The sequence below is a fragment of the Azospirillum aestuarii genome, from assembly GCF_016632405.1.
Classification (GTDB): Bacteria; Pseudomonadota; Alphaproteobacteria; order Azospirillales; family Azospirillaceae; genus Azospirillum; species Azospirillum aestuarii.
Genome location: NZ_JAEPIV010000001.1, coordinates 120805 through 132919, shown reverse-complemented (window position 1 = coordinate 132919; position 12115 = coordinate 120805). Strand labels below are relative to the sequence as shown.

At 67.5% G+C, this 12115-nt stretch carries 9 protein-coding genes; 6 read left to right on the top strand and 3 right to left on the bottom strand.

Annotated elements, in window-relative coordinates; translation table 11 throughout:
• Window positions 1-104 precede the first annotated feature (104 nt).
• From JJL56_RS00625 to JJL56_RS00615, 3 genes are all read right to left on the bottom strand, one after another.
• Window positions 105-1733, bottom strand: coding sequence for a sensor histidine kinase (locus JJL56_RS00625; protein ID WP_200483809.1), 1629 nt, complete (start codon window positions 1731-1733; stop codon window positions 105-107).
• A gap of 147 nt (window positions 1734-1880) precedes the next feature.
• Window positions 1881-3068, bottom strand: coding sequence for an aminotransferase (locus JJL56_RS00620; protein WP_200483808.1), 1188 nt, complete (start codon window positions 3066-3068; stop codon window positions 1881-1883).
• 525 nt (window positions 3069-3593) lie between these two features.
• Window positions 3594-4118 (bottom strand): helix-turn-helix domain-containing protein, encoded by a 525-nt coding sequence (locus tag JJL56_RS00615; RefSeq protein ID WP_145627183.1) that lies wholly within the window; start codon window positions 4116-4118, stop codon window positions 3594-3596.
• A 540-nt stretch (window positions 4119-4658) separates the two neighbouring features.
• Between JJL56_RS00615 and fliF the strand changes: the two genes are divergently transcribed.
• The 6 genes from fliF to flhA all read left to right on the top strand — a co-directional run bounded on the left by fliF (window position 4659) and on the right by flhA (window position 12093).
• Entirely contained in the window at window positions 4659-6323 is a 1665-nt protein-coding gene (fliF, locus tag JJL56_RS00610) for a flagellar basal-body MS-ring/collar protein FliF (protein WP_145627185.1), read from the top strand.
• 4 nt (window positions 6324-6327) lie between these two features.
• Window positions 6328-7098: a FliH/SctL family protein gene (locus JJL56_RS00605; protein WP_200483807.1), complete on the top strand. Its 771-nt coding sequence runs from the start codon at window positions 6328-6330 to the stop codon at window positions 7096-7098.
• 64 nt (window positions 7099-7162) lie between these two features.
• A complete protein-coding gene (gene fliN / locus JJL56_RS00600; RefSeq protein ID WP_014198330.1) occupies window positions 7163-7492 on the top strand; it encodes a flagellar motor switch protein FliN in 330 nt (109 codons plus the stop codon).
• A complete protein-coding gene (locus JJL56_RS00595) occupies window positions 7489-8355 on the top strand; it encodes a motility protein A (RefSeq protein ID WP_145627189.1) in 867 nt (288 codons plus the stop codon). Before fliN ends, JJL56_RS00595 begins: the two co-directional genes overlap by 4 nt.
• Before the next feature lies 1 nt (window position 8356).
• Window positions 8357-9895, top strand: a complete 1539-nt coding sequence (locus JJL56_RS00590; protein WP_200483806.1) for a sigma-54-dependent transcriptional regulator — start codon at window positions 8357-8359, stop codon at window positions 9893-9895.
• A 35-nt stretch (window positions 9896-9930) separates the two neighbouring features.
• Entirely contained in the window at window positions 9931-12093 is a 2163-nt protein-coding gene (gene flhA, locus JJL56_RS00585) for a flagellar biosynthesis protein FlhA (RefSeq protein ID WP_200483805.1), read from the top strand.
• The last annotated feature ends 22 nt before the right edge of the window (window positions 12094-12115 follow it).

Below are 12115 nucleotides of genomic sequence, written 5' to 3'. Positions count from 1 at the left end.
GCAAACCGGCGCGGAGTATGCCGAAGCGCCCCTGGTTTCGCCACGGCTTTGCGGCACCGCCCGGAAAATCCCGCAAGGTGGACGGGGTTCGGAGCGGGCGGGGATCAGGCGGCGAATTCCAGCGTGAACTGGCTGCCCTCGCCGGGCCGGCTGTCAATGCGCAGGCGCCCGCCATGGGCCTCCATCAGGGACTTGACGATGGACAGCCCCAGCCCACCGCCCTGCCCCGGAAGCGCCACGTGCACCGCGGGCTGACCGAAGGGCTCCGCGGCTTGGTGGAGCTGTTCCGGCGTCATGCCGATGCCATTGTCCGTCACCCGCACGCGGCATCCGCCGTCCGCTCCGCCCCCGACCGTCACCAGGATGCGCCCGCCCTCCGGCGTGAAGGTGACGGCGTTGGCCAGCAGGTTCAGGAGCATTTGCTTCAGGGCGCGCTCGTCCGCCGAGACGCTGTGGTGCCCCGGCTCGACATGCATGTCCAACCGGATGCCCTTGGCGTCGGCCTGCGGCGCCACCATGCGGAACGCCCACTCGACGACCGGGGCGACGTCGAGATCCTCCGGATGCAGGGTCAGCGTCCCCGCCTGGAGCCGCGACAGATCCATGATGTCGTTGATCAACCCCAGCAGGTGCCGCCCCGATTCATGAATGTCGCGGGCGTAGTCGGCGTAACGCCCGCCGGCCTGCGGCCCCAGCATCTGATCGCGGATGATCTCCGAAAAGCCGAGGATGGCGTTCAGCGGCGTGCGCAACTCGTGGCTGACGCGGGCCAGGAAGTTGCGGTTCAGCGCCAGCGCGGCGCGCAGCCGCTCCGCGGTGCGGTGCTGCACCAGAAGGAACAGCGTCACCAGCAGGATGCATGCGGTCAGGATCGCCGCCAGCAGGAACAGCGTGTTGCGCAGGTCGGCCACCCCCGCCTCGATGTCCACCTGCGCGACGCCGACGGTGGCGACCAGCGGATAGCTCTCCACCACGCGATAGGCGAAGGCGCGCAGGACGCCGTCGGTCTGCGACTCCTGCCAGTAGACACCGGCGAGCGACCGGCCCAGCTCTCCCCACAGACGGGACTGGGGGATGGCGAGGCCGACCGCCTCGACACCGCGCGAGGCGCCGCGGGCGCGGATCATCGTATCCATCCCGATCAGGGTCACCGCCCCCTGCGGCCCCAGATTGGCCTGCTGGTAGAATTCCGCCAGGATGTCGGGGTCGATGTTGGCGATCACGATGCCCGCGAAGCCGCCATCCCCGTCGGTCAACCGCCGGCTGAGGCGCAGCAGGGGGCCGCCGCCGGTTGTTCCGGGAAAGGGCGTTCCGATGTGCATCAGGTCGCGGCCGGTGCCCTGGTGGAAGGCGAAGGCCGTCTCGTCCCGCTCGTTCGTCCGCCCGCCCGGCCCTTCGCTGCGCAACAGCACGGTCCCGTCGGCGTCAAGCACGGTGAAGTGATGGATCAGCGTCGGATCGTAGAGCGTCTGGTCGAGGAAGTTGCGGATGCCGGGCAGCCCGCTCTCGCCGAATTCCAGCGACAGGGAACGCAGCGTGATGTCCACCTCGTGCACCGCGCGGTGGGTGCTCTTGGCGAAGGCCCGGACCATGACCTCGGCCTTCGCCACCGCTTCCCGCGTCTGGGTATCCAGCAGCTCGCGCACCACCTGCGCGTAGGCGCCCCAGACCACCGTGATCGCAACGGCGGCGATGGCGAACACGCACCAGCGGAACGAGATCGGCAGACGCATCCCGGCCTTTCCACAGGCGGTCCACCGGGGCGGGTCCGGACGCTGATCCGTTCCGGCCCGGTATCGACCCTATATTGCAAGGGTTATCACGCCGTCGAAGGTTCCGGCAAGCCTCTCCATCCCGCGTTGACGGCGGACGCCCTCATGTCATTTCCGCGAGAAATACGATCCAAGTCGCTCAACCGCGCCGTCGAGGATCTCGTCCCTCTTGGAGAAGCAGAAGCGGATGAAGCTCCGCGGCGCATCCTGGACGAAGAAGGCTCCGACGGGGATGGCCGTCACCCCGGCCTCGACGGTCAGGCGGCGGCAGAAATCCTCGTCTTTCCCGTCGAAGCCGAAGGGCGACACGTCGGCGACCACGAAATAGGTGCCGGCGGACGGCAGCACCTCGAACCCCACGGCACGCAGCCCATCGGCCAGCCGGTCGCGCTTGGCCTGGAGCCCGCCGGCCAACCCGGCAAAATAGGCGTCGTCCTTGCCCAGCCCATAGGCGACCGCCGCCTGGAGGTTGGGCGGCGTGGTGAAGGTGATGTACTGGTGCGCCTTGGCGACGGGCTGGAGAAGGTGCGGCGCGCCGGTGACGTAGCCGACCTTCCAGCCGGTCAGCGAGAAGGTCTTGCCCGCGGAACCGATCTTCAGGCAGCGGTCGCGCATGCCGGGCAGCGTCATCAGCGGAATGTGCTGACGTCCATCGAAGACGATGTGCTCGTACACCTCGTCGCAGACGGCGAAGGCGTCGAATCGCTGGACGAACTCCGCCAGCAATTCCAGTTCGGCTCGGGTGAAGACCTTGGCGGCGGGATTCAGCGGGTCGTTGATGAGGACCAGCTTGGTCTTCGGCGAGAAGGCCGCCTCCAGGTCCGCCCGTGTGAAGCTCCAGTCCGGGGCCTTCAGGCTGACGAAGCGCGGCACGCCGCCGGCCAGCCGGACGATCGGCAGGTAGCTGTCATACATGGGCTGGAACAGCACCACCTCGTCACCCGGCTCGATGAGGCCGAGCAGGCTGGCGGTCAGCGCCTCCGTGGCGCCGGAGGTCACCAGCACCTCGGTCCTCCAATCGATGTCCAGCCCGTAGAACCGCTTGCCGTGGGCGGCCAGCGCCTGCCGCAGGTCCGGCGTCCCCATCATCGGCGGGTATTGGTTCCACCCTTCGAGGATGGCCCTTGCCGCCACGTCCAGCACGTCGGCGGGGCCGCGCTCATCGGGAAAGCCCTGACCGAGATTGATCGCCTTGTGCTCGTCCGACAGACGGGACATCACCTCGAAAATGGTTACCGGGAGGTCAAGCTCCCGCCGACCAAGGAAGCCTGTCTTCGGTTCTCCGGAATTTTGCATCGAACACCGTCGGTGTGGTTTGGTGAGGTCCGTGGTGACTGGTTGGTGACCGGCCAGACCGAGACGGCGCCACCCGTCACGGATCGCGGATCGCACGGGCGGATTCCGGCGGTCGTCGCAACAGCCTTGTTCCGGCCTGCCTTATCGACGGATTGCGGCCGTTCGTCCAGCGCCACGGCGGAAGTTTCCCGACCGGGGGGCTTGCGCGGCTTCATGCTGCAGGCGAATGCGACGGCCACCGGGGAGTTTGCGGGACCGGCCGGACACGATGGGCTTCAGCAAAGTCCCCGCCCGCTCGCCTTGGGTTCCGTCATCGAGCGCCGACGTTAACGGCCGACGCGAACCCATTCGAATCAACAGCTTCCAATCAACAGCGCGCGCGCCCGACCGCCTCACGGGGGGCCGAGGCGGCAAGGCGGCGCGAACCGACGCGGCCCAGCAATGAAGCCGGGGCCGGTCCTTCCCACGAAACCGGGCGGGTGAACCGCGCGGGGCCGGGCCCCCACGGCTGCGCCGCCCGCTTCCTCACGCCTGCCCAACGCTGTGGCCGGTGCTGCGCCCGCGGCGCCCGCGGACGGCGGACGGGTCGATCACCTCCGCACCCTCGTCGAGGGCCGCTCCGCCGACGCCGTCGGTCTGGTCGGCGCAGCGCTCCGCCAACTCGCGGATCGCCCCGCGGATCTGCGGGTCGCGGATGTTCTGGAAGTAACGGGCGAGCATCAGCGCCTCGCGGGACCGCAGAGTGCCCTCCGACTCCTCCGTCTGCGGGCTGGCGATTCCCGCCGCCTGTGCGGCGTGGCGTTCCTCCAGCCCCTCGAAAAATACGGACACCGGCACCCGGAAGAACTGGGCCAGCTTGAACAGCCGGCTGGCCGAAACCCGATTGAAGCCGCGCTCGTATTTCTGAAGCTGCTGGAACGTCAGCCCCAGAGCCGACGCGACGTCGCTCTGACTCAGGCCGGCGAGCATGCGCAGTTCGCGCAGGCGCTGCCCAACAAAGACATCGACCTCGTTGAGGCCTTCCTTCTTCTCACGTCCACGTTTTTTCACAACATTCCCCCATCAGGAAAAGTGGCAAAGCCCCATGTTGCGCGAAGCAACATTCGGTTTTGCGTTGGAAAGATTCCAACGCGCTTGTGCCACGATCTTTTTGGTATCGGACCAGCGACCATTGCAACTCAGCTATGACGTCGGCGGTGCAAAGTCAACCACCGTTGCAGCATTTACTACCTACGTCCCAGCAAACCACAGAAATAGAAGGGTTATGCACGCGCGCATTATTCCTTCTTTCGAGGTAATTTTAAATTGCTCGCGCCAACAACAATCCGCAAAACGCTCCTTCGCAGAGAATCACTCCTTCCATCCTCGCGCACAGATGGGCAGAAGAGCGTGGCAGGCGCGCATCGATAGGCACATTTTGCCGGGCACTGGGCAATTTCTGCCCATGAATTAACGCTCTCTTCATCAAGACAGCCCAGCATGCGCGCCTAAGACAAGGACCGGCGCGGTTTTTGCAAATTCCATATTTTGCGTCTGCGAAATCAAGAACTTCCCGGAGATCCACCGGGGCATCCGATCGGGGACTGGCGCGTGAACAACCTTCTGCAGACCTTGCGCAACCTGGGTCCCGCGCGCCTGGCCGCCATCGGCGGCGTCGGCCTGCTCCTGATCGGATTCTTCGTCTATCTGATGACGCGCCTCTCCACCCCGGAGATGGAGCTTCTCTACGCCGAACTCCAGCCCACCGAAGCCGCGGCCATCGCCAAGAAGCTGGAGGAGGCGAAGGTCCCCTTCACCGTGGACAAGACCGGCACGAAGATCATGGTCTCCGCCGAGCAGGTGGGGCCGACTCGCATGCGGATGGCCGCCGCCGGCCTGCCGTCGGGCGGCTCCATCGGCTACGAGCTGTTCGACAAGGGCGAAGGCTTCGGCGCCACCAGCTTCATGCAGAACATCAACCACCTGCGCGCCCTGGAAGGCGAGATGGCCCGCACGGTGCAGACGCTGAACGGGGTGCAGAGCGCCCGCGTCCATCTGGTGCTGCCCAAGCGCGAGCTGTTCGCCCGCCAGCAGAACCCGGCGACGGCCAGCATCTTCATAAAGTTGCGCCCCGGCGCCCAGCTGTCGCGCGAGAACATCCAGGCGATCCAGCACCTGATCGCCGCCTCGGTGCCGAACCTCGACCCCAGCCGCATCTCCATCGTCGACGACAAGGGCACCCTGCTCGCCCGCGGCACCGGCAACGACAGCGCGGACGCCATGCTCGCCTCGGCGGAGGAGAAGAAGGTCGCCTACGAGAGCCGCGTCGCCCGCATCATCGAGGATCTGCTGGGCCGCACCGTCGGCTACGGCAAGGTGCGGGCGGAGGTTTCGGCCGATCTCGACTTCGACCGCATCACCACCCAGTCGGAAATCTTCGATCCGGAAAGCCAGGTCGTCCGCTCCACCCAGACGGTGACGGAGGCGAATGAGAGCCAAGACCGCGACCCGCTGTCGCCGGTCACCGTGGACCAGAACCTGCCGACCGCGCAGTCGGGCAACAGCGCCGGGCCGATCTCCCAGAACAAGCAGAACCGCAGCGAAGAGACGATCAACTACGAAATCAGCCGGACCACCAAGAACCACGTCCGCGAATCCGGGCAGGTCCGCCGCCTGTCGGTCGCCGTGCTGGTCGACGGCACCTACAGCCTGCCCAAGGACGGCAACCCGGCAGCCTACCAGCCGCGGCCGGAGCAGGAGCTGGAAAGCATCAAGGCGCTTGTCCGCTCCGCCGTCGGCCTCGACGCCGTGCGCGGCGACACGCTGGAAGTCATCAACATGCGCTTCTGGTCGCCGGAAGACGACGTCCAGAAGCCGGAGGAGCTGTTCCTCGGCATGACCAAGGACGACCTGTTCCGCATCGCGGAGATGGTCGTGCTGGGCATCGTCGCCGTCCTCATCATCCTGCTGGTCATCCGCCCGCTGATCACCCGCGCCTTCGAGAAGGCCGACCAGCAGGAGGAGGACGACATGGACCGCCTGCTGGCCGACCAGAGCGGCATGCCCGCCGCCCTGGCCGCGCCGACCGGCGCGCTGGCCCAGGATCTCGCCCTGGAAGCCGCCCAGGCCGACGAGGAGCTGGAGCAGATGATCGACATCAACCGCGTCGAAGGCCGCGTCCGCGCCTCCTCGCTGCGCAAGGTGGGCGAGATCGTGGAGAAGCATCCGGAGGAAGCGGTGTCGATCCTGCGCAACTGGCTGTATCAGGAGAGCTGACGCGATGAGTTCGGTCCGCAAATTCCTGTTCGACGAGTCCTTCGACGTGGACGCGCCGCCGCGCCGGCAACTCCAGGCCGACGACGACTATTTCGACAACATCCCCCTGCCGGAGCCGGAGCCCGAACCGGAGCCGGAGCTGCCGCCCGAGCCGCCGCCGCCGGTGTTCGGCGAGGCCGATCTGGCCGCCGCCCGCGCCGCCGGCTTCGCGGAGGGCGAGACCGCCGGCAAGTCGACGGGCTACGGCAAGGGCTTCGTGGACGGCAACAACGCCGGCCGCAAGGACGGCTACGAACAGGCCCGCGTAGAGATCGAGGCGACGGTGCAGGCGCGGATCGCCAACGCGCTGGAAACCGTCGGCAACGGCGTGCAGCATCTGCTGAACGAGCATTACGCCACCAGCGCCCAGCGGGCCGACCAGCCCGTGCACATCGCGATGGCCATCGTGCGCAAGCTGATGCCCGAACTGGCGCGGCGCGGCGGGCTGATGGAGGTGGAGGGGCTGGTGCGCGCCTGCCTGACCGACCTGATCGACGAGCCGCGTCTGGTGGTGCGCGTCACCGACGGCATGGTGGACGCCGTGCGCGAGCATCTGGATCAGGTGATCGCGGCCCGCGGCTTCGGCGCGAAGCTGATGGTGGTGGACGATTCCGGCCTCGCGCCGGGAAGCTGCCGGATCGAATGGGCGGAAGGCGGGGTGGAGCGCGACACCGCCGGCCTGCTCGCCCAGATCGAACGGCGGATGGCCGGCCTGCTGGAGGCGCCGCCGGGCTGACACCCCTGCGGGTTGGACAGCGGACAGGATTTTTTAAAGGTTCCAAGGGCTTCTGGAGACTTCGATGGCCAAGGACAGCTTCTCCCTCGACGAGTTGGACGGCGGCGGCCGCAGCGACATTGCGGAGTATGAGACCGGCCTGGGTCCGGCCAAGGATCTGGAAGCGGTCTACGACATCCCCGTCCAGATCTCCGCCGTGCTCGGCAAATCGACCATGCAGGTCAGCCAGTTGCTCAAGCTCGGGCGCGGCGCGGTGGTGGAACTGGACCGCAAGGTCGGCGAGGCCATCGACATTTACGTGAACAACCGTCTGGTCGCCCGCGGCGAAGTCGTGGTGGTGGAAGACCGGCTGGGCATCACCATGACCGAAATCATCAAGTCGGACCGCGGATGAGCCTCACACGAGACAGCGCCGAATCGTCCCGCCGGGGTGGGCGTTCCGCCCGGCCGCGCGGCGGGCTGGACATGGCGACACTGGTCGGCCTGGCCGCCGCCGCCGTGGTCATCTTCGTCGCCATGGCGTCGGGCGGCAGTTTGCGCGCCTTCGTCGATCCGCCGTCGCTGATCATCGTGCTGGGCGGCACGCTGGCGGTCACCACCGCCTCCTTCTCGCTGCCCGACGTGGCCATTGCGTGGCGCGACGCCGGGGCGGTGCTGATCCACCGCACCAGCGACCCGCGCGGCGTGGCCCGGCAGGTGCTGCTGCTGGCCGAGGCGGCGCGCCGCGCGCCGGAAACGCTGCGCAACGTCCTGCCGGAGTTGAAGCACGAGTCCTTCCTGCACCGCTCGGTCACGCTGGTGGCCGAGGGGCTGCCGCCCGACGACATCGAGCGGATGCTGATCGGCGAGGTCGAGGCGTCGGGCGCCGGCAAGGTCAAGAGCGCCGGCGTGCTGCGCCGCGCGTCGGAGGTGGCGCCGGCCATGGGTCTGATCGGCACGCTGGTCGGCCTCGTCCAGATGCTGGGCAGCCTGAACGACCCGTCGAGCATCGGCCCGGCCATGGCCCTGGCCCTGCTGACCACCTTCTACGGGGCGGTGCTCGGCAACGTCGCGCTCGCCCCGCTGGCCGCCAAGGTGGAGCGGACGGCGGAGGAAGACGCGCTCGTCAAGACTCTCTACACCATCGGCGCGGTATCCATCGCGCGTCAGGAAAATCCGCGGCGTCTGGAGATGCTCCTGAACGCCGTTCTTCCGCCTGGAAAGCGGATTCAGTACTTCGACCGGGACTCCGACCGGGGTTCTCCGAGGGGAGCGTAAGATGCGTCTGCTGATCGTTGGAACGTTGGAAGGGTACATCACCGCCGCTGGCAAGATCGCCATGCAGCGCGGGGCGAAGGTGTCCCACACCGACAGCATCGAGGGCGCCCTGAACGCCCTGCGCGCGGCGGCGGGGGCGGACCTCGTGATGATCGACGTCAAACTCGACATCGCGACCTTCATCGAAAGCCTGAAGGCGGAACGGATCACCATCCCGGTGGTGGCCTGCGGCATCGGCACCGACGCGGCGGCGGCGGTGAAGGCGATCCGCGCGGGTGCCAAGGAATACATCCCCCTGCCCCCCGACGCGGAGCTGATCGCCGCCGTGCTGGAAGCGGTGGCGGAGGAGAGCCACGCCATCGTCTGCCAAGACCCGGCCATGCTGGCGACCCTGCGCCTGGCGGATCAGGTGGCGCCCAGCGACGCCTCGGTCCTGATCACCGGCGAGAGCGGCACCGGCAAGGAGCTGATGGCCCGCTACATCCACCGCAAGAGCCGTCGCTCCGACGCGCCCTTCGTCGCAGTGAATTGCGCGGCCATCCCGGAAAACCTTCTGGAATCGGAGCTGTTCGGCCATGAGAAGGGCGCCTTCACCGGCGCCGTCGCCCGCCGGCTGGGCCGCTTCGAGGAGGCCAACGGCGGCACCCTGCTGCTGGACGAGCTGTCGGAGATGCACCCGCGGCTCCAGGCCAAGCTGCTGCGCGCCATCCAGGAGAGGGAGATCGACCGCATCGGCTCGTCCCAGCCGGTGAAGATCAACGTCCGCCTGATCGCCACCTCCAACCGCAACCTGGAAAACGAGGTCCGCGCCGGCAATTTCCGCGAGGACCTGTATTTCCGCCTGAACGTTTTCAGCGTCGCCATTCCGTCCCTGCGCGAACGGCCGGCCGACATCCCGATGATCGCCGACCATTTCCTCAAGAAATACGCGCAGGCCAACGGTCTGGGCGAGAAGCGGCTGTCGGACGACGCGCTGCTGATGCTGCGTGCCCATCACTGGCGCGGCAACGTGCGCGAGCTGGAAAACACCATGCACCGCGCCGTCCTGCTCTCCAAGTCGGAGACGGTCGGGCCGGACGCGATCATGCTGACCAGCCAGTTGCTCGCCCCGGAAGGCTCGGCGCAGGCGTCGATCCCAACCAACTCGCCGGTCGCCAACCCCTTCGCCGGGCCGGGCGGCACGGTGCCGCAAGCGCCGCGCGGCTATGGGCAACCGGCTCCCGGCTATCCCACATCCTACGCGCCGCCGCAGGGCCACGCCGCGGGGGCCGCGGCCTACGGCAACGCCGGAGCGGCGTCCTATGGCAACGCCGGAGCGGCGTCCGGCGCCCCCGCCGTCCAGGGCCTCGTCGGGCGCACGGTGGCGGAGGTCGAACGAGACCTGATCATCGGCACGCTGTCGCATTGCCTGGGCAACCGCACCCACGCGGCGAACATCCTGGGCATTTCGATCCGCACGCTGCGCAACAAGCTGAAGCAGTACAGCGAGGAGGGGGTGCCGGTGCCGCCGCCGGGCAGCGAGGAACGGGCGGCCTATTGATCCGCTGATCGGAGGAAAGGCGGAGGAGCGGCGGCATGGCACTGACCGAACACAATCCCGGAGCGCGAGCAGGCGGCGGCAACATGTCCGCGCTGACCGACATGGTGGCCGTCGCCAAGGGCGCGCTGAAGCGCGGCGACCTCATCATGGCGGCCGGCATCATGCTGATCGTCGTCGGCTTGATTCTGCCGCTGCCGCCGATGCTGCTCGACATGATGCTCGGGCTGAACGTCACCATCTCGATCCTGATCCTGATGGTGGTGCTGTTCATCGAAAAGCCGCTGGAGCTGTCGTCCTACCCGACGATCCTGCTGATCACGACGCTGCTGCGCCTGTCGCTGAACATGGCGTCCACCCGCCTGATCCTGACCCAGGGGCATGAGGGGACGTCCGCAGCGGGTCATGTCATCGAGGCCTTCGCCGGCTTCGTCATGGGCGGCGACTTCATCATCGGCGTGATCGTCTACGCGATCCTGACGATCGTGAACTTCAAGGTCATCACCGCCGGCTCGGGCCGCATCGCCGAAGTGGCGGCGCGCTTCACCCTGGACGCCATGCCCGGCAAGCAGATGGCCATCGACGCCGACCTGTCCGCCGGCATGATCGACGAGACCACCGCCCGCGCCAAGCGCAAGGAGCTGGAGGACGAAAGCGCCTTCTTCGGCTCCATGGACGGTGCATCGAAGTTCGTGAAGGGCGACGCCGTCGCCGGCCTGATGATCATGTTCATCAACATCATCGGCGGCGTGTCCCTGGCGGTCCTGCGCTACGACATGCCGATCCTGCAGGCGCTGGACACCTTCACCAAGCTGACCATCGGCGATGGCCTCGTCTCGCAGATCCCGGCGCTGGTCATCTCCATCTCCGCCGGCTTCCTGGTGTCGAAGGCCGGCACCGGCGGCTCCACCGACAAGGCCGTCGTCGGGCAGCTCACCAACCACATCAGCGCTCTCGGTCTGTCGGCGGGCGCCATCACCCTGCTGGCCCTGATGCCGGGCATGCCGGTGCTGCCCTTCCTGCCGGTGATCGCCATTGTCGGCGCCGCCGCCTGGTATCTGCCGAGGATGCGCGCCAAGAAGGAGGCGGAAGAGGCGGAGGCCGCCGCCGCGGAGGCCGCGGGCATGGGCGGACCGGGCGGCGGGGCCGCCCCGGTGGCCGACGAGCCGATCGCCACGGCGCTGGCCATCGACCTGATCCGGCTGGAGCTGGGCTACGGCCTGCTGTCGCTGATCAACCAGCCGCAGGCGGGCAGCCATCGGCTGACCGACCAGATCAAGGGGCTGCGCCGCCAGATCGCCGGCGAGGTCGGGTTCGTCATGCCGGCGGTGCGCATCCAGGACAATCTCCAGCTTCCGCCCAACTCCTACATCATCCGCGTCAAGGAGATCGAGGCGGGGCGCGGCGACATCCGCCCGAACATGCTGCTGGTCATGGACCCGCGCGGCGAGGCGATGAGCCTGCCCGGCGAGCAGACGGTGGAGCCGACCTTTGGCCTGCCGGCCATCTGGATCGAGCCGGGCTACCGCGAGGAGGCGCTGTTCAAGGGCTACACGGTGGTCGACCCGTCCACGGTCATCACCACGCATCTGACCGAACTGATCAAGGACAACATGCCCGAGCTGCTGTCCTTCACCGAGACGCAGAAGCTGCTGGACGAGCTGGACAAGGAACACCAGAAGCTGATCGCCGACGTGGTGCCGGCGCAGATCACTGTGGGCGGATTGCAACGGGTGTTGCAGAACCTGCTTGCAGAACGGGTTTCGGTACGCGATCTTGCCACCATTCTGGAGGGCGTGTCCGAAGCGGCAAGCCAAACCCGCAGCATCACGCAGATCACCGAGCATGTGCGCACGCGCCTGGCGCGGCAGATCTGCGACGCGAACATCAACGAGATGGGAGTCATCCCGCTCGTCACCCTGTCCCCCGAGTGGGAGCAGGCGTTCGCGGAATCGCTGGTGGGCGACGGCGACGACCGGCAACTGACGATGGCGCCGAGCCGGCTTCAGCAATTCATCACTTCGGTCCGCCAAACCTTCGAGCGACACGCCATGATGGGCGAGACCCCCGTCCTGTTGACCAGCCCGCTGATCCGTCCCTTCGTCCGCTCGATCGTCGAGCGGTTCCGGCCGGCCACCGTGGTGATGTCGCAGAACGAGATCCACCCCAAGGCGCGGATCAAGACCCTGGGGCAGATCTGATGCAGGCCATGACGAACCAGTG